This window comes from Micromonospora noduli (assembly GCF_003264475.1).
GTDB lineage: Bacteria > Actinomycetota > Actinomycetes > Mycobacteriales > Micromonosporaceae > Micromonospora > Micromonospora noduli.
The window spans coordinates 237,029-254,926 of record NZ_PYAC01000012.1; the positions used below are offsets into that span (position 1 = coordinate 237,029).

The 17,898-nt window shown below is 70.6% G+C and carries 14 protein-coding genes; 10 read left to right on the top strand and 4 right to left on the bottom strand.

The features are described 5' to 3' along the window. Positions 1 to 101: 101 nt before the first annotated feature. Positions 102 to 1,601 carry an adenosylhomocysteinase gene (ahcY, locus tag MED15_RS15800; protein ID WP_091394012.1) on the top strand — a complete coding sequence of 500 codons (1,500 nt, stop codon included), beginning with the start codon at positions 102 to 104 and terminating at the stop codon, positions 1,599 to 1,601. Between the two features lie 86 nt (positions 1,602 to 1,687). Here the strand turns inward: ahcY and MED15_RS33480 are convergent, their stop codons facing one another. Continuing rightward, a complete protein-coding gene (locus MED15_RS33480) occupies positions 1,688 to 1,846 on the bottom strand; it encodes a hypothetical protein (protein ID WP_167362326.1) in 159 nt (52 codons plus the stop codon). A gap of 171 nt (positions 1,847 to 2,017) precedes the next feature. Here MED15_RS33480 and efeU point away from each other — a divergent pair, with 171 nt between their 5' ends. From efeU to hpf, 8 genes are all read left to right on the top strand, one after another. Continuing rightward, the gene (gene efeU / locus MED15_RS15805; RefSeq protein ID WP_112601866.1) at positions 2,018 to 2,923 is read left to right on the top strand and encodes an iron uptake transporter permease EfeU; all 906 of its coding nucleotides are present in this window, start codon (positions 2,018 to 2,020) and stop codon (positions 2,921 to 2,923) included. A 22-nt stretch (positions 2,924 to 2,945) separates the two neighbouring features. After that, complete coding sequence (gene efeO, locus MED15_RS15810) at positions 2,946 to 4,079, top strand: iron uptake system protein EfeO (protein ID WP_112582394.1); 1,134 nt, start codon at positions 2,946 to 2,948, stop codon at positions 4,077 to 4,079. Positions 4,080 to 4,104: 25 nt separating this feature from the next. Beyond that, on the top strand, positions 4,105 to 5,382 hold the full coding sequence (gene efeB, locus MED15_RS15815) for an iron uptake transporter deferrochelatase/peroxidase subunit (protein ID WP_112601865.1): 1,278 nt from the start codon (positions 4,105 to 4,107) through the stop codon (positions 5,380 to 5,382). Between the two features lie 132 nt (positions 5,383 to 5,514). Next, the gene (gene mtrA, locus MED15_RS15820; RefSeq protein WP_030331519.1) at positions 5,515 to 6,204 is read left to right on the top strand and encodes an MtrAB system response regulator MtrA; all 690 of its coding nucleotides are present in this window, start codon (positions 5,515 to 5,517) and stop codon (positions 6,202 to 6,204) included. A gap of 12 nt (positions 6,205 to 6,216) precedes the next feature. Next, positions 6,217 to 7,974 carry an MtrAB system histidine kinase MtrB gene (gene mtrB, locus MED15_RS15825; protein ID WP_112582391.1) on the top strand — a complete coding sequence of 586 codons (1,758 nt, stop codon included), beginning with the start codon at positions 6,217 to 6,219 and terminating at the stop codon, positions 7,972 to 7,974. A 32-nt stretch (positions 7,975 to 8,006) separates the two neighbouring features. Beyond that, positions 8,007 to 9,785, top strand: coding sequence for an LpqB family beta-propeller domain-containing protein (locus MED15_RS15830; protein WP_112736284.1), 1,779 nt, complete (start codon positions 8,007 to 8,009; stop codon positions 9,783 to 9,785). A gap of 4 nt (positions 9,786 to 9,789) precedes the next feature. Beyond that, complete coding sequence (locus tag MED15_RS15835) at positions 9,790 to 10,497, top strand: ComF family protein (RefSeq protein WP_112736012.1); 708 nt, start codon at positions 9,790 to 9,792, stop codon at positions 10,495 to 10,497. 244 nt (positions 10,498 to 10,741) lie between these two features. Beyond that, positions 10,742 to 11,377 (top strand): ribosome hibernation-promoting factor, HPF/YfiA family, encoded by a 636-nt coding sequence (gene hpf, locus MED15_RS15840; RefSeq protein WP_091393991.1) that lies wholly within the window; start codon positions 10,742 to 10,744, stop codon positions 11,375 to 11,377. Positions 11,378 to 11,443: 66 nt separating this feature from the next. On the opposite strand, the gene MED15_RS15845 is transcribed toward hpf, so the two are convergent. Next, positions 11,444 to 12,556: a GNAT family N-acetyltransferase gene (locus tag MED15_RS15845; RefSeq protein WP_112736014.1), complete on the bottom strand. Its 1,113-nt coding sequence runs from the start codon at positions 12,554 to 12,556 to the stop codon at positions 11,444 to 11,446. Continuing rightward, complete coding sequence (locus MED15_RS15850; RefSeq protein ID WP_112736016.1) at positions 12,553 to 13,704, bottom strand: GNAT family N-acetyltransferase; 1,152 nt, start codon at positions 13,702 to 13,704, stop codon at positions 12,553 to 12,555. The genes MED15_RS15845 and MED15_RS15850 overlap by 4 nt, the downstream gene beginning before the upstream one ends. Before the next feature lie 168 nt (positions 13,705 to 13,872). Here MED15_RS15850 and secA point away from each other — a divergent pair, with 168 nt between their 5' ends. Next, entirely contained in the window at positions 13,873 to 16,800 is a 2,928-nt protein-coding gene (gene secA, locus MED15_RS15855; protein WP_112582384.1) for a preprotein translocase subunit SecA, read from the top strand. Positions 16,801 to 16,902: 102 nt separating this feature from the next. Here the strand turns inward: secA and MED15_RS15860 are convergent, their stop codons facing one another. Continuing rightward, positions 16,903 to 17,499, bottom strand: coding sequence for an Rv3235 family protein (locus tag MED15_RS15860; protein ID WP_112582383.1), 597 nt, complete (start codon positions 17,497 to 17,499; stop codon positions 16,903 to 16,905). Between the last annotated feature and the right edge of the window lie 399 nt (positions 17,500 to 17,898).

Here is a 17,898-nt window from a genome sequence, read left to right on the forward strand (position 1 = left end):
CACCGACCGCCCCGTGCGCTGTCCGCCGACCGTGCCTGATGCCCGTCGCCGACGCGCGTAAGGTGGAGGGTCGGCGCAGACATCGTTCGACAGGAGCTTTCATGACCAGCACCCTCCCGGCGTCCGCCAGCGGCACGCCGTCCGAGGCCCGGCCGAGCACGCTCGCCGACGGCGACTTCAAGGTGGCGGATCTGTCGCTCGCCGAGTTCGGGCGTAAAGAGATCCAGCTCGCCGAGCACGAGATGCCCGGCCTGATGGCGATCCGGCGTGAGTTCGCCGAGGCGCAGCCGCTCGCCGGCGCGCGGATCACCGGCTCCCTGCACATGACCATCCAGACCGCCGTCCTGATCGAGACGTTGGTCGCGCTCGGCGCGCAGGTCCGCTGGGCGTCCTGCAACATCTTCTCCACCCAGGACCACGCCGCCGCGGCGATCGTCGTCGGCCCGGACGGCACCCCCGAGGCTCCGGCCGGGGTTCCGGTGTACGCCTGGAAGGGCGAGACCCTTCCGGAGTACTGGTGGTGCACCGAGCAGGTGCTCGCCTGGCCCGACGGCCAGGGCCCCAACATGATCCTCGACGACGGCGGCGACGCCACCCTGCTCGTGCACAAGGGTGCCGAGTTCGAGCGGGCCGGGGCGGTCCCGCCGGTCGAGTCCGCCGACTCCGAGGAGTACGCGGTCATCCTCGAGTTGCTGCACCGCTCGCTCGGCGAGGACGGCCAGCGTTGGACCCGGATCTCCGCCGGCATCAAGGGCGTGACCGAGGAGACCACCACCGGCGTGCACCGGCTCTACGAGATGCACCGGGCTGGCACGCTGCTCTTCCCGGCCATCAACGTCAACGACTCGGTGACCAAGAGCAAGTTCGACAACAAGTACGGCTGCCGGCACTCGCTCATCGACGGCATCAACCGCGCCACCGACGTGCTGATCGGCGGCAAGATGGCGGTCGTCATGGGCTACGGCGACGTGGGCAAGGGCTGCGCCGAGTCGCTGCGCGGTCAGGGCGCCCGGGTCGTGGTGACCGAGGTGGACCCGATCTGCGCGTTGCAGGCCGCGATGGACGGCTACCAGGTCGCCACCCTGGACGACGTTGTCGAGCAGGCCGACATCTTCATCACCGCCACCGGCTGCTTCGACGTCATCACCAACGAGCACATGGCCCGGATGAAGCACCAGGCCATCGTCGGCAACATCGGCCACTTCGACAACGAGATCGACATGGCCGGGCTGGCCAAGCGGTCCGACGTCGAGCGGATCAACATCAAGCCGCAGGTCGACCTGTGGCGCTTCGCCGACGGGCACGCCATCATCGTGCTCTCCGAGGGCCGCCTGCTGAACCTGGGCAACGCGACCGGGCACCCGAGCTTCGTCATGTCGAACTCGTTCGCCAACCAGACGATCGCCCAGATCGAGCTCTTCACCAAGACCGAGGAGTACCCGATCGGCGTCTACGTGCTGCCCAAGCACCTGGACGAGAAGGTGGCCCGGCTGCACCTCGGCGCTCTCGGCGCCAAGTTGAGCACGCTCACCAAGGAGCAGGCCGCGTACCTCGGCGTCTCCACCGAGGGTCCGTTCAAGCCGGACCACTACCGCTACTGATCGACATCTCCGGACCGGGTCGGCTGTTCGCAGCCGGCCCGGTTCGTCGTCTCCGCCGCCGGCTCGGCGGGCTCAGCGTCTCCGGCTCAGCCCGAACGGGGGCCGCGTCGGGTGGGTCGGAACCACGTCCAGACGCACCAGATCAGCCAGCCGACCGACACGACGGTGGCCAGCGCCCGCAGGCGTAGCGCGCTGAGCAGCAGCACCACGGCCAGCACCGTCAACCACGGCAGGAATCCCCTCACGGCGGGGATCCTTCCACAGCCGACCGGCGACAGGCCGGCTGCCGGCGGCCGTCGGTCTTCGTCACCGGCCCAGTGAGCTTGTCGTGAACGACTTGACGAGCGCCCTGAGCAGGGAGGAAGGTATGCCTGCCCTAAGTCAGCCAAGGCGTGCCTAACCTACTCGGAGCCCGGATGTTCGCCACCTACCTGATCGGTCTGCGGGAAGGGCTGGAAGCGACCCTGGTGGTCAGCATCCTGGTCGCCTTCCTGGTGAAGTCGCAGCGCCGGGACCGGCTGCCGCAGGTCTGGGCCGGCGTCGGCCTGGCCGTGGCGCTCTCGGTGCTCTTCGGCTGGCTGATCGAGTACACGTCAACCTCGCTGCTGTCCCGTTCCGAGGATCGTGAGTTGTTCGAGGCGATCACCTCTGTCGCCGCCGTGGTCTTCGTGACCTGGATGATCTTCTGGATGCGCCGGGCCGCCCGGACCATCGCCGGTGAACTGCGGGGCAAGCTCACCGAGGCGCTGGCCGTCGGGTCCCTCGCCGTCGCCGGTATGGCCTTCCTCGCGGTGATCCGCGAGGGCCTGGAGACCGCGCTGATCTTCTACTCGGCCGCCCAGGGCGCGGCCGGCGACAGCGGCCCGCTGCTCGCGTTGATCGGCGGCATCGTCACCGCAGTGGCCCTCGGCGTGCTGCTCTACGCCAGCGCCCTGCGGATCAACCTCAGCAAGTTCTTCACCTGGACCGGCGCGCTGCTGATCCTGGTCGCCGCCGGCATCCTCAAGTACGGCGTGCACGACTTCCAGGAGGCCGGCGTCCTGCCCGGCCTGAACGACCTGGCCTTCGACATCACCGGCGCGCTCGACCCGAGCACCTGGTACGCGGCCCTGCTCGCCGGCATGTTCAACGTGACTCCCGCGCCCACCGTGCTGGAGACGATCGCCTGGGTCGCGTACGCCGTACCGGTGCTCCTGCTCTTCCTGCGACCGGCCCGGCGCAAGCCGGCACCCACCCCGACCACCACCACCGTCACCGAGCGCGGGGCCGACACCGGCGCCGAGGCCGAGGCCGAGGCGGCGTCCACGCCGCAGCGTGCCTGACCCACGAGGAGAGACAGCCCAGATGCGTACCACCCAGTTCTTCGCGCTGGCCGCCGCCGGCGTGCTGGCGACGGCCGGTCTGGCCGCCTGCTCCGACTCCGACAAGGGTGACTCGGCCGCGTCCGGCGGACCGATCGTGGTCAAGGCCAGCGACACCGCCTGTGAGGTCGGCTCGACCGACCTGGGCGCCGGCACCGCCACCTTCAAGATCACCAATTCGGGTGCCAAGGTGACCGAGTTCTACGTGTACGCCGACGGCGACCGCGTGATGGGCGAGGTGGAGAACATCGCCCCCGGGTTGAGCCGCGAACTGCACGTGGAGTTGCCGGCCGGCACGTACCAGACGGCCTGCAAGCCAGGGATGAGTGGCAAGGGCATCCGGGGTGCGCTCAAGGTCAGCGGGTCGGCCCAGCCGCTCACCGCGGACGCCGCGCTGGGTGACGCCACCGACAACTATCAGCGCTACGTCAAAAGCCAGACCGCCGCGCTGCTGGTCAAGACCGAGGAGTTCGTCGGCGCGGTCAAGGCCGGCGACGTGGCGAAGTCCAAGGCGCTCTACCCGGTCGCCCGCACCTACTGGGAGCGGATCGAGCCGGTTGCCGAGATCTTCGGTGACCTCGACCCCAAGATCGACGGCCGCGAGGAGGTCATCGAGGAGGGGATGGAGTTCACCGGCTTCCACCGGATCGAGAAGGACCTCTGGCAGTCCGGTGACATCAGCAAGGACGGCCCGATCGCCGACCGGCTGCTCGTCGACGTCAAGGAGATCGTGGCCAGGGCGAACGCCGAGAAGCTCTCCCCGCTCCAGCTCGCCAACGGTGCCAAGGAACTGCTCGACGAGGTGGCCAGCGGCAAGATCACCGGCGAGGAGGACCGCTACTCGCACACCGACCTGTGGGACTTCGCCGCCAACCTCGAAGGTTCCAAGGCCGCCGTGTCCGCCCTGCGGCCCGCGTTGCAGCAGCGCTCGCCGGAGCTGGTCACGCAGTTGGACACCGAGTTCACCAACGTCGAGGGACTGCTCGGCAAGCACCGCGACGGCGACGGGTGGAAGCTGCACACCGCGCTGAGCAAGGCCGAGCTCAAGGAGCTCTCCGACGGGATCAACGCGCTCGCCGAGCCGATCAGCAAGGTCGCCGCGGCCGTCGCGAAGTGACCACCTGGCAGAAAGAGTCGAGTCGATGAGCGGGAGCAGGTTCACCCGGCGCCGGGCCATCACCCTGGCCGGGGCCGGGGTGGCCGGGGTCGCCGGGGTGGCGGCCGGCGCGGGAGCACTGCTGAACGGCTCCCATGGCCCGGCCGCGGCGAACGACCACCCGGCCGGGGCCGTGCCGTTCCACGGTGAGCACCAGGCCGGCATCGTCACCCCGGCGCAGGACCGGCTGCACTTCGTGGCCTTCGACGTGATCACCAAGGACCGGGCCCGACTCGTCGAACTGCTGGAGGAGTGGACGGCCGCCGCCGCCCGGATGACCGCGGGGCGCGACGCCGGGATCCTGGGTGCGGTCGGCGGGATGCCGGAGGCCCCACCGGACGACACCGGTGAAGCACTCGGCCTGCCTCCCTCGCAGCTCACCCTCACCATCGGCTTCGGGCCGACGCTGTTCCGCGACGCCGACGGGCGGGACCGCTTCGGCATCGCCGACCGGAGGCCCGCCGCCCTCGCCGAGCTGCCGAAGTTCCCGGGTGACGCGTTGCAGCCGCAGCTCTCCGGCGGTGACCTCTGCGTGCAGGCGTGCGCCAACGACCCGCAGGTGGCGGTGCACGCGATCCGCAACCTGGCCCGGCTCGGCATGGGCGTGGTGAGCGTCCGCTGGTCGCAGTTGGGCTTCGGCCGCACCTCGTCGACCTCGCGGGAGCAGGCCACCGCGCGCAACCTCTTCGGGTTCAAGGACGGCACGGCCAACCTCAAGGCCGAGGACACCGACCTGCTGCGCGACCAGTTGTGGGTGCAGCCGGGCGACGGACCGGACTGGATGGCCGGGGGCTCGTACCTGGTCACCCGCAAGATCCGGATGCTCGTGGAGACCTGGGACCGGACCTCCCTCGCTGAGCAGGAGGAGATCGTCGGCCGGACCAAGGGCAGCGGCGCGCCACTGGGTCGCACCGACGAGTTCGATGAGCCCGACTTCGCCGCCCGTGGCGCGGACGGGAAGCCGGTGATCGCCGAGCACGCTCATGTCACGCTGGCCCACCCGAGTCGGAACGGCGGCGCTCAGCTGCTGCGCCGGGGCTACAACTTCGTCGACGGCTCGGACGGCCTCGGCCGACTCGACGCGGGCCTCTTCTTCATCGCCTACCAGCGCGATCCACGCCGTCAGTTCGTGCCGATCCAGACGCAGTTGGCCCGACACGACGTGATGAACGAGTACCTGCGACACGTCTCCAGCGGGGTGTTCGCCTGTCCTCCCGGGGTACGCGACGGCGGGGATCACTGGGGGCGTGGGCTGTTCGGCTGACTGTCGTCCGGATGGCGACAACGGGTTCGGCCCAGCCTGCTGTGGCGCCAGGCGGCGCCGAAGGGGGATCATGGAAGCGTTACCGGCGGACGCCGGTCCCACCGAACTGAATGAGGATGCAATATTAATCCCATGAGAGCCCGCGTACTGGTGGTCGACGATGACCCCGCGCTCGCCGAGATGCTCGGCATCGTGCTGCGCAGTGAGGGTTTCCTGCCCTCGTTTGTGGCGGACGGCGAGCGGGCGTTGGCCGCCTTTCGCGACAGTCGTCCCGATATCGTGCTGCTTGACCTGATGCTTCCCGGTATGAGCGGTATCGACGTGGCCCGGTCGATCCGGGCGGAGTCCGGCGTGCCCATCGTCATGTTGACCGCAAAGAGCGACACCGTGGACGTCGTGCTCGGCCTGGAGTCCGGCGCCGACGACTACGTGGTCAAGCCGTTCAAGCCCAAGGAGCTGGTGGCCCGGATGCGGGCCCGACTGCGCCGAGGCGAGGACGTGGCCCCGGAAATGCTCACCATCGGGCCGCCGGACAACCAGATCACCATCGACGTTCCCGCGCACACAGTGAGTCGGAACGACGAGGAGGTGAAGCTGACGCCGCTGGAGTTCGACCTGCTGGTCGCGCTCGCCCGCAAGCCACGTCAGGTCTTCACCCGCGAGGTGCTGCTCGAACAGGTCTGGGGCTACCGGCACGCCGCCGACACCCGTCTGGTCAACGTGCACGTCCAGCGGTTGCGGGCCAAGATCGAGCCAGACCCGGAGCGACCGGAAATCATCCTCACCGTGCGGGGCGTGGGCTACAAGGCAGGGACCGGATAGCCTGGTCGCACTGTGTCGACCTCGCCGCCCCCACCCTCCCCGAGTACGGCTGCCCGCCGGCCCAGCGCCGGCGGGGAGCTCTGGCGTGCGGTGAGCGGTCGGGTCGCTCGTGCGGTGGGTCGGGCACACCAGACCTGGCGCCGTTCGCTCCAGGTCCGGGTCGTGACCATCACGCTGGTCGCGTCCAGCCTGCTGGTCGGCGGGTTCGCGTTCCTGATCGCTGACAAGATCACCACCATCCTGCTCGACAGCGCTCGCAGCGACGTCCGGCAGCGGGTGACCAGCGGTGCCAGCTACGCGGCCAAGCAGGTCTCCTTCTACGGGCAGCCGCAGGAGGCGCAGCTCCAGGAGACCATCGACGGCACTGTCAACTACCTGGCCGGCGGCGACCCCCAGCAGACCAGCGGGGTGGTGGTGGCGATCACCGCCGACGACTATCCCAACGACATCCAGACGCGCACCTCCCCGTCCGCGAACGTGCAGTCGCTGATCAGCCCCGAGCTGCGGGCCGCGATCGCCGACGGCAAGGTGGCCAGTCAGATCCGCACCGGGCGACTCACCGGCGAGAGCACCAAATACCTGGTCTACGGGTCACCGGTGCCCACCCGCTTCGGCCAGATCGAGCTCTACTATCTGGTCCCGCTGGGCCGGCAGGACGTCACCGCCGCCGACGCCCGCGCCACAGTGGTGGCCACCGGGGTCGCGCTGGTGATCCTGCTCGGGTTGCTCGCGGCGCTGGTCACCCGGCTGGTGGTCAACCCGGTCCGGGTTGCCGCACGAACCGCCCAGCGGCTCTCCGCGGGCCTGCTCGACCAGCGGATGGTGGTCAACGGCGAGGACGACCTGGCCCTGCTCGCCGCGTCGTTCAACCAGATGGCCACCAACCTGCAACGGCAGATCCTGCGCCTGGAAGAGATGTCCCGGTTGCAGCGCCGCTTCACGTCAGACGTCTCCCACGAGCTGCGTACCCCGCTGACCACGGTCCGGATGGCCGCCGACCTGATCTTCGCTGAGCGCGACGAGTTCGACCCGGCGGTCGCCCGCAGCGCCGAGCTGCTCCAGGCCGAGTTGGATCGATTCGAGGAGCTGCTCACCGACCTGCTGGAGATCAGTCGGTTCGACGCGGGCTTCGCCATGCTGGATTCCGAGCCGACCGACCTGGTGCCGGTGGTGCACCGGGTGGTCGACCGGCTGGCTGGCCTGGCCGAGCGGGTGGGCGTACCGATCGAACTCGACCTGCCGGGCACGCCCGTGATCGCCGAGGTCGACCCGCGCCGGGTCGAGCGGGTGTTGCGCAACCTGGTCGGCAACGCCGTCGAGCACGGTGAGGCCCGCCCGGTGCTGATCACCCTCGGCATCGACGAGACCGCCGTGGCGATCACCGTCCGCGACCACGGTGTGGGGCTGAAAGTGGGCGAGGAGAAGCTGGTGTTCAACCGGTTCTGGCGGGCGGACCCGTCCCGGGCCCGGCAGACCGGGGGCACCGGGCTGGGCCTGTCGATCAGCCTGGAGGACGCGCGGCTGCACGGCGGCTGGTTGGAGGCGTGGGGTGCTCCCGGGCAGGGCGCGCAGTTCCGGCTCACCCTGCCGGCTCGTGCGGGCGATCGGCTGACCACCTCACCGCTGCGGCTGGTGCCGGCCGACGCCACACTGCCGTTCGGCGGCCCGCGCGACGGCGGGCCACTGGCAATCGGTCCCGGCGCGGGCGGGGCGCTGGCGATCGGCCCGGCTCCAGCCGGAGACGGACAGCGGACGGAGGTGCGCTCGTGAGACGGCCGACTCTGCTCGGGACCCTCGGCGTGATGGTGCTGCTGGGCGCCGGCTGTGGCATCCCGGCGGCATCCGACGTGCGGGTGGACGGCAAGGGCGGCGCCGCGACCGAGGCCGGTGTGATCAGTCGGGGCAGTGAGCCACCGACGCGGACGGCCAGCGGCAGCGTCAACGAGACGTTCGTCCGCAACTTCCTGTCCGCCGCCGCCGGCGAGCCGGATCGGGCGTACGAGCGGGTCAAGGCGTTCATCGCCCCGGAGGACAAGACCCGCCTACAGGACAAGAAGGGCAGCGAGGTCGCGCTGAACGTGGTCCGGCTGCGCGAGTCGGTCTACACCCTCAACAGCGACTCGACCACGACCGTGAAGATCGCCGTGCAGCAGATCGGGGTGCTGCGGACCAACGGCACCCTGGCTCCACCGGTGGCGACCGAGACGGAGTACGAGTTCGGCCTGCGCAGCGCGTCCTTCAACGGCGGCGTCAACGATGACCGGGCCGGCCTCTACATCATCAACCCGCCCAACGTGCTGCTGCTCAGCGACACCGCCCTTCGCGAGTATTACCAGGACGAGACGATCTACTTCTGGAGTTCGGACCGCAGCCGCCTGGTGCCCGACCAGCGCTACCGGCCGCAGGCGGTGCCGGTCGAGCGGCAGGTGAACGAGGTGGTGAAGTGGCTGGTCGGCGGCCCCTCCGACTGGTTGCGCCCGGGAGTCGTCGGGCTGCCCGACCGCACTGAGCTGATCAACAACGCCACCGGCGGCAACGGTCGGTGGGAGGTCAACCTGGACATGTCCGGTGACGACCAGAGCGGGATCGACCAGTTGATCACGCAGATCGCCTGGTCATTGGGCGACCTCACCGGTCAGCTGGAGTTGAAGATCCGCAACAACGCGCAGCCCGTGGTGGACCTGGGCGAGCGACGAGACTCCCGGGTGCTCTATCCGTATGCCGCCAGCCCGCAGAGGTTCGGCGTGTACGACGGCGCGATCCACCCACTCGACTTCGACGGCGAGCCCAGCGGCACGGTGCCGTTGACACCCGAGGCCAACCGCAACGTCGTTTCCGCCAGCCTCGGGCTGGCCAAGGACCGCCGGATCCTCGCCGCGATGGTGGTCACCGGCAGCGGCAAGAACCGGTACCGACTCGCCGTGGGCACGGGCGTCGACCCGGTCTCCGTCATCAGCCGCAGCGGCACCGAATACTCCTCGATCGGCCGACCGGTGTGGCTGCGTACTGTCGACAACCGCCCCAGCCGCGGCCTGGTGGTGGCCGACGGGCAGCTCTACCGGTTCGACGAGGCGGCCCGGATGTATCCGGTGCCGCTCAACCTGCCCTCCGCCGCGGTCACCGCGGTGGCCGCCGCGTTGGACGGCCAGCGGGTGGCGCTGATCGCCGGGAGCCGTCTCTACGTCGCCGCGGTCAACCTCGACGGCGGCGGGGCGTCCATCGGCCCGCCCCGAGAGTTGGTCACCTCGCTCACCAACCCGACGGCGGTCGACTGGGGCAGGGAGGACCAGCTCGTGGTGGCGGGGTCGGTCGGCCAGCCGGCGATCTACGAGATCAGTGTCGACGGCGCCCTGGAGACGCCGCTGCGTACCGACCTCGGCGCCAAGGTCACCCACCTGACCGCGTACCCGACAAATCGCAGTGTGCGGGCGCCCAGCGGGGCGTACATGTACGAGGCGAACGGGGTGGCCTACCGCAGCAGCCCGTTCGAACGGATCGAGCCCGGGCGGGTACGCGACATCGCCCCGGTGCCGACCGGTGTCCGGCCGAGCAACCCGTCGGCGCCGTTCTTCCTCTACTGACACGGTGAGCGGGCTCTGGGCGGACCTCGCCGACCTGGTGCTGCCCGCCGACTGCGCCGGTTGTCGGGAGCGCCGACCCGGCCTGCGGCACGGGGTCTGCCCCGCCTGCGTCGCGGCACTGGGTGCATTGCGGCCACGGGCGGTCCGCCCCACCCCCGCCCCGCCGGGCCTGCCGTCCTGCGTCGCCCTCGGCCCGTACGCGGGTCCGCTGCGCGAGACCCTGCTGGCGTACAAGGAACACGGCCGACACGGGCTGGCTCGCCCGCTCGGCGCCCTGCTCGCCGAGGTCGTCGCGGCGGCCGTCGGTGGGGCCCGCCCGGTGGCGTTGGTTCCGGTCCCGGACACCGCGGCGGCGGCCCGGTCCCGTTACGGGGACCACCTCGACCGGCTGGCCCGGCACTGCGCGGCCCGGCTCAACCGGAGCGGTTGGGCGGTGCGCGTGCACCGTCCGCTGCGGGCGTCGCCCCGACCCGACTCGGTCACCCTGGACAGCGCCGGACGCGCGGCGGCGGCAGAGGCAGCCTTCCAGCCCCGCTCGACCGGGCCGGTCCGGGGTCGTACCAAGGGCGCGGCGTCGGTCGTGGTGCTGCTCGACGACATCGTCACCACCGGCGTGACCCTCGCCGCCGCGAGCCGGGTGCTGACCGCGACAGGGTGGGCACCGAGTGTCGCGGCGGTGCTCGCGGCGACCGAGAAAAGACACCAGTCGTAACCGGTAGTGTTTCCGTTTCACCCGTTGGTGTATGAGGTGCGAAAAATCCTGGGTCGTCTCGGCAACATGGGGTGACTGCCGGGCAAACAGGAGTTAGCGTTTCGCTGTCGGGGGTAGGAGGTCTTCCCACCACCCTCGGCGGTGAGAGGAGGCGTAGCCGTACCAACCGGTCGACGCCAGCGGGTCTCCCCACGGCGCGCGGCCGGGTAACCGGATCGAAGACCGTCCGAACAAGGGAGGTCACGTGGACATCGTGGTCAAGGGCCGAAACGTCGAAGTGCCGGACCATTACCGGGTACACGTAGCCGAGAAACTCGCGAAGATCGAACGCTACGACCACAAACTTATTCGCGTTGATGTCGAGCTGTTTCACGAGCGCAATCCGCGCCAGGCCGACCACTGCCAGCGGGTGGAGATCACCTGCGTTTCCCGGGGCCCGGTGATTCGGGCCGAAGCCTGCACGAACGACTTCTACAGCGCGCTCGACGCGGCCATCGCGAAGCTCGACACCCGGCTGCGCCGCGCGGCCGACCGCCGCCGCGTACACCGGGGCCGGCACGCGCCGATCTCCGTCGCCGAGGCCACAGCGGGCCTTCCGGTCGCGGACCTGGTGCCCAACGCGCTGAGCGCGCCGAGCGACGGCGCCCGCGCCGGCACCGCGGTCGCGGAGCGCGTCGAAGAGGAGCACGACGACCAGCCCTGGCACATCGCCCGGGAGAAGGTCCACCCGGCCGAGCCGATGACCATCGACGACGCGCTGTTCGAGATGGAACTGGTCGGCCACGACTTCTACCTTTTCCAGGACAAGGAGTCCGGCCGCCCCAGCGTCGTCTACCGGCGCCACGCGTACGACTACGGCATCATCTCCCTCGCCACCTGACCGGTAGCCGATCCGCGTCGATCATGGGGTTGTGGTGGGAAACGTCCACCACAACCCCATGATCCGTCAGCGGAGGTCGGCGGGGAGCAGCGCAAAGGTCAGGTCGTCCAGGCGGGTGCCGTTCAGCCCGGGCAGCCGGCCGCGCTGAACGGACTCGCGCCGAAAACCGACCCGCTCCAGCACCCGGTGCGACGCGGTGTTGTCCGGCACAGTGCCGGCCGACAGCCGGGCGATACCGGCCGAGCCGAACGCCCAGCCCGCGAGCAACCGGACCGCCCGCGTCGCGTACCCCCGGCCGCGCCAGTCCGGCAGCAACGCGTAGCCGACCGACGCCTCGCCGGCGGCCACGTCGGTGTACGACAAGCCGCAACTGCCCACGGGCTCGCCGCTGGCCACGTCCGTGATCATCAGCCGGGCGATCTCGCCGGTCAGCCAGCCGCTCTGCGCGAGACGACAACGCCGCTCCATCGCCTCGCGCGTCGGCGGCACCGGCGGCGCCTGGTTCGCCACCACCTCGGGTCGGCTGTGCAGCCGGTACATCAGCGCCGCGTCGTCCGGTGCGAGTGGGCGCAGCGCCACCACCTCGTCGGTGAGCACCCCGCCGGGCAGGTCGGGCAGCAGCCGGGCGGCCGGGCCGGGCGGATCACCGGCGACGCGTACCCAGGCCAGCAGGTCGTGCCGGCCGGCGTCGCGGGACGCACCCGCCGAACGGCGCAGACCCTCGTAGCGGAAGCCGGCGGCCAGCGCGACCCGCTGGCTCGGACCGTTCTCCGGTTCGGTGAGCAGTTCCAGTCGGGCCGCCCCGGCGGCGAACGCGTGCTCGCTCAGCGCGCTGGTCGCCGCGGTGGCCAGCCCGCGACCGCGCGCCGCCGGTCGCATCCAGTAGCCGATCTCCAGCTGACCCCGGGCGGGCACCGGGTTGTTCAGCCCCACCGCGCCGAGCAGACGATCGGTAGCGGGGTCCGCGACGGCGTACGCCGTGCCGCCGCCGGTCCAGGCCGCCGGGGCGCCGACGTCGATCCACCAGCGGGCGTCGGTAGCGGTGTACGGCGTTGGCAGGTTCGACACGAACCCTTGAGTCAGCGGGTCCGCGCAGCCGTCCACCACGTCGACGCTGTCCTGCGCGCGAAACGGGCGCAGCCGCACCCCGTGCGCCTCGACGACCGGCCGCAGATTCATCCCAGATCCTTCGCGAGAAGCGCCCCGACCCACACGTCCACCCGCTCGCCCCGGTGCTGCACGCCGCCCCGGGCGATCCCCTCGACCAGGAAGCCCGCCTTCTCCGCCGCCCGGCGGGAGGCGGTGTTGCCCACATTCGCCTTCCACTCGATCCGCGCCAGGCCCAACGTGCTGAAGCCCCAGGCGCTGAGAGCGACCAGCGCGGCGGGCAGGTAGCCCCGACCCCGGGCCGCTGGCGCGGTCATGAAGCCGACGTCGGCCACCAGCGGGTCGGCGGGTGAGAGCCGCAGGTCGAGCGTGCCCGCGTACCGGTCGTCGGAGTCAGCGATCACGAAGCAGGCGGCGTCCCCCCGAGCCCAGGCGTCCCGGCCGTAAGCCTGGTAGCCCTGCGCGTCGGCGCGCTCGTACGGGTCCGGCACGGTCGTCCAGCGGATGCTCTCCGGGTCCCGGCAGGTCTGCACCACGGCGTCCAGGTCCTTCTCCTCCATGGGCCGCAGCCGCAGCTCGCCGGCCCCGGTCTCGGCGAACAGAACGGGCTGCGGGCGGCCGAAGACGGCGGCCCGCCGGGCGGCGAGGGTGCCCGGACCGGCCGGGCCGGTCGACCCGGCGGCCGGTACCTCGCCGGGCAGCAGTGAGCCGATCCAGCCGTCCGCGCTGCCGGGCAGCGCCGGGTTGGCCAGCCGCAACCTGCCGTCGATCCGGAAACCGGCCCGGAGGGCCACCAGCCGGGAGGCGTGGTTGCCCACCTCGGCCTGCCAGATGAGCCGGCGAAGCCCGAGGGTGTCGAAGGACCAGCGGGCCACCGCCCGGGTGGCCCGGACCATCACGCCCAGGCCACGCGCCCAGGGTGCCGTCCAGTAGCCGATCTCACCGGTGCCGTCCTCGTCGATCGAGATCAGCCCGCTGGAACCCAGCAGTTCCCCGGTGTCCGGGTCGCAGACCGCGAACGGTGCCCCGGTGCCCTCGGCCCAGGCCTTCCGGCTCATCTCGGTGACAAATCCGTGGGCGTGTTCCGGCCGGTACGGGCGCGGTACGGTGGTCCAACGCTGAATGTCCGGGTCCTGGCAGGCTCGGTGCACGGCCTCGGCATCCGTTTCTCGCCAGGGCCGCAGCAGCACGCCATCCTCGATGATCTCCACGGGCTCCACTCGTGCATCCTGCCGTAGCGTTCGCCGACGGCGTAACCGGATAACGTTTGGGGCGTGTGCAGGACGCGAGTTATGTCGGGTTCGGCGGGGTCGAGCACCGCCACCAGTGACCATCGCGCCGATGGAGCGCCTACGATGGTTCGAGACTGTCTAGGGGAGCGTTGATCCGTGTCGATTCTGGAAAAGGTCCTTAACGCGGGCGAGGGCCGCATGGTGCGCCGGCTCAAGGCCATCGCCGCCGCCGTCACCTCGATCGAGGACGACTACGTCAACCTCACCGACGAGGAACTGGCCGGCATGACCGAACAGTTCCGGGAGCGGCTCGACGAGGGGGAGACCCTCGACGACCTGCTGCCGGAGGCGTTCGCGGTGGCCCGCGAGGCGGCCGCCAGGGTGCTCGGCCAGCGCCCGTACGACGTCCAGGTGATGGGCGGCGCGGCACTGCACTTCGGCAACATCGCCGAGATGAAGACCGGTGAGGGCAAGACGCTGACCTCGGTCATGGCCGTCTACCTCAACGCGCTCTCCGGCAAGGGCGTCCACGTGATCACGGTCAACGACTACCTCGCCCAGCGTGACGCGGCGTGGATGGGTCGGGTGCACGAGTTCCTCGGGCTGACCGTCGGCGTGGTGCTGCCCAACCGGCCGGCCAGTGAGCACAAGGCCGCCTACGAGTGCGACATCACCTACGGCACCAACAACGAGTTCGGCTTCGACTACCTGCGCGACAACATGGCCTGGTCGAAGGACGAGCTGGTGCAGCGCGGGCACAACTTCGCGGTGGTCGACGAGGTCGACTCCATCCTGATCGACGAGGCCCGCACCCCGCTGATCATCTCCGGCCCCGCCGAGCACTCCGCCCGCTGGTACGGCGAGTTCGCCGGCGTGGTGGCCCGGCTCCAGCCCGGCACCGACGGCGAGGGCGACTACGAGGTCGACCACTCCAAGCGCACCATCGCGGTGACCGAGCGGGGCGTTGCCAAGGTCGAGGACCGGCTCGGCATCGACAACCTGTACGAGTCGGTGAACACCCCGCTGGTCGGTTACCTCAACAACGCAATCAAGGCCAAGGAGCTCTACAAGCGCGACAAGGACTACATCGTCAGCGACGGTGAGGTCCTGATCGTCGACGAGTTCACCGGTCGCATCCTGCACGGCCGTCGCTACAACGAGGGCATGCACCAGGCGATCGAGGCCAAGGAGGGGGTGGAGATCAAGCAGGAGAACCAGACCCTGGCCACCATCACCCTCCAGAACTACTTCCGCCTCTACGAGAAGCTGTCCGGGATGACCGGTACGGCGCAGACCGAGGCGAGCGAGTTCAACAAGGTCTACAAGGTCGGCGTCGTGACCATCCCGACCCACCGCCCGATGGTTCGCGAGGACCGGCCGGACGTCATCTACAAGACGGAAAAGGCCAAGTTCAACGCCGTCATCGAGGACATCGCCGAGCGGCACCAGATGGGTCAGCCGGTGCTGGTGGGCACCGTCTCGGTGGAAAACTCCGAGATCCTCTCCCAGCTGCTGCGCCGCCGTGGCATCCCGCACAACGTGCTGAACGCCAAGTTCCACGCCCGGGAGGCCGAGATCGTCGCCCAGGCCGGGCGTAAGGGCGCGGTCACCGTGGCCACCAACATGGCCGGCCGCGGCACCGACATCCTGCTCGGGGGCAACCCGGAGTTCCTCGCCGCGAACGAGCTGCGCCAGCGCGGCCTCGACCCGCTGGAGAACGAGGAAGAGTACGCCAAGGCGATGGAGGAGGTCCTTCCCACCTGGAAGCAGGCCTGCGACGCCGAGGCGGAAGAGGTCTCGGCCGCTGGCGGCCTCTACGTGCTGGGCACCGAGCGGCACGAGTCCCGGCGGATCGACAACCAGCTGCGCGGTCGCGCCGGCCGGCAGGGCGACCCGGGCGAGTCCCGTTTCTACCTGTCCCTTCAGGACGAGCTGATGCGGCGCTTCCGGGCCGGAGCGGTCGAGGCGGTGATGGAGCGCTTCAACATCCCGGAGGACGTGCCCATCGAGTCGAAGATGGTCACCCGGCAGATCAAGAGCGCCCAGGCCCAGATCGAGGGCCAGAACGCCGAGATCCGCAAGAACGTGCTCAAGTACGACGAGGTGCTCAACAAGCAGCGCCAGGTCGTCTACGCCGAGCGGCTCCGGGTGCTCAACGGTGAAGACCTCTCCGACCAGGTCCGCAACATGATCGACGACACCGTCGAGGCGTACGTGCGGGGCGCCACCTCCGACGGCTACGGCGAAGACTGGGACCTTGAGCAGCTCTGGTCCAGCCTCAAGCAGCTCTACCCGGTCGGCGTGACGATCGAGGAGTTGGAAGAGGAGGCCGGCGGTTCCCGGGCCGGCATGGACGCCGACTTCCTGGTCGCCCGCCTCAAGGAGGACGCCAACGCCGCGTACGACCGGCGTGAGGAGCAGCTCGGCACCGAGGGGGTGCGCCAGCTCGAGCGGATGGTGCTGCTCCAGGTCATCGACCGCAAGTGGCGCGAGCACCTCTACGAGATGGACTACCTCCAGGAGGGCATCAACCTCCGGGCGTACGCCCAGCGCGACCCGGTGGTGGAATACCAGCGCGAGGGCTTCGACATGTTCGCCACCATGATGGACGGCATCAAGGAGGAGACCGTCGGTTTCCTCTACAACGTCGACGTCCAGGTGACCGAACCGGAGCCGGAGGAGGGGGCCGACGAGGTCACCCTGCTCGACAAGCCGGTGGAGATCCGGGCCAAGGGCCTCAACCAGGCGCCGCGGCGGCAGGGCCTGCAATATTCCGCCCCCACCATCGACGGTGAGGCCAGCCCGGGCGCGGTCGCCGTGGAGCAGGCCCAGCAGCAGGCTCCGGCGCTCGGTGTGGGCCGACCGGCTCCGGGTGCTCCGGCGGCACCGGGGCAGAGCGCGCCGTCCGCGCCGCAGCGGCCGGCATCCGGGCTGCGTGGCCCGGCAGTTCCGTCGGCTGCCGCCCGTCGGCCGGCACCGAACCAGGCGGAGGCGAGCAACGGCCCGTCCCGCAACGCGCCGTGCCCGTGTGGCTCGGGCCGCAAGTACAAGCGCTGCCACGGCGCCCCCAACGGCGGCAACTGACCAACAGCAGCTGCACTGACAGCGTCTGACCGACGGGTCCCGGCCGACCAGGCCGGGGCCCGTCGGTGTCTTTGAGCCTCGCCGACGACGGGGCCGGTGCGGTCAGAGCACGTGGAGGGCAACGCAGAGCCAGCGGCCCCGGCGATGTTCGAGGCGCAGCGCCATCGCCCAACTTCGGCCGCCCGCGCCGGTGAGGACGGCTGCCGCCTCCACAGCGGCCTCCCGGGGCTCGCAGACTCGCAGGCGTAGCAGCCGAACCAGTGGTCGGCCGCTACGGCGGCGGGATGCCCCGGCCCGGCCGGATGCGCGGGCGAGTTCGGTCAGCAGGTCGCCCGCTCGGGCCGGGTCGAGCAGCGCTCGTACCTGGGCCGGCGAACGGTAGCCGTTGACCACCTCCAGGCAGGTGCCGACGAAGCGGTGCGCGGCTCGGGTGGTTTCCGGTGCGGTCGACGTCGGCAACGACGCGACCGGGTGGGTGGTGGTGGACCTGCTGGGCACCGGGCGCACTGCTGCTCGCCGCTCCGCCGGCCGGACCGGGCTGGGCCGGGTGGAGGCGAACAGGTCGAGGGCTAGTTGACCGTCGGTCATCGGCGGCCAGCACGACCCGTCGGCCTCGTCAACGTACGGCGGGTCGAAGGGCGGGACGGGGCGCAGTCGCACGGGCGGTCGGGAAGGACCGGGTCGCGCTCCGCTCATCATTACCCCCTGGATCTTGCGTTTGCCTTCGTTTGCCTCCGACAGGTCGATTCTGAGCGACAAAATCGCCTCGGTCAATGGCTTCGTGGCGGCTCCGCCCGACAACGCCCATGATCCACTCGGGTTCCTTGAAATCGCGTGGTCCCAGCGGCCCAGACACCCCGACTTCCGTAAAAGCGAGTGGATCATGCCCGGGGCGGACGGGCGGACGGGCGGACGGGCGGACGGGCGGACGGGCGGACGGGCGGACGGGCGGACGGGCGGACGGGCGGGCGGGCGGACGGCGGACGGGCCGGACGGGCCGGGCAGGCGGGCGGACGGGCCGGGCAGGTGGGCCGGACTGAGCGGCGCAGGCTGAGCGGCGCAGGCTGAGCGGCGCAGGCTGAGCGGCGCAGGCTGAGC

Coding starts and splice junctions, on each gene's coding strand:
- ahcY (WP_091394012.1), top strand. CDS start 102: ATGACCAGCACCCTCCCGGCGTCCGCCAGCGGCACGCCGTCCGAGGCC.
- efeU (WP_112601866.1), top strand. CDS start 2,018: ATGTTCGCCACCTACCTGATCGGTCTGCGGGAAGGGCTGGAAGCGACC.
- efeO (WP_112582394.1), top strand. CDS start 2,946: ATGCGTACCACCCAGTTCTTCGCGCTGGCCGCCGCCGGCGTGCTGGCG.
- efeB (WP_112601865.1), top strand. CDS start 4,105: ATGAGCGGGAGCAGGTTCACCCGGCGCCGGGCCATCACCCTGGCCGGG.
- mtrA (WP_030331519.1), top strand. CDS start 5,515: ATGAGAGCCCGCGTACTGGTGGTCGACGATGACCCCGCGCTCGCCGAG.
- MED15_RS15830 (WP_112736284.1), top strand. CDS start 8,007: ATGGTGCTGCTGGGCGCCGGCTGTGGCATCCCGGCGGCATCCGACGTG.
- MED15_RS15845 (WP_112736014.1), bottom strand. CDS start 12,556: ATGAATCTGCGGCCGGTCGTCGAGGCGCACGGGGTGCGGCTGCGCCCG.
- MED15_RS15860 (WP_112582383.1), bottom strand. CDS start 17,499: ATGATGAGCGGAGCGCGACCCGGTCCTTCCCGACCGCCCGTGCGACTG.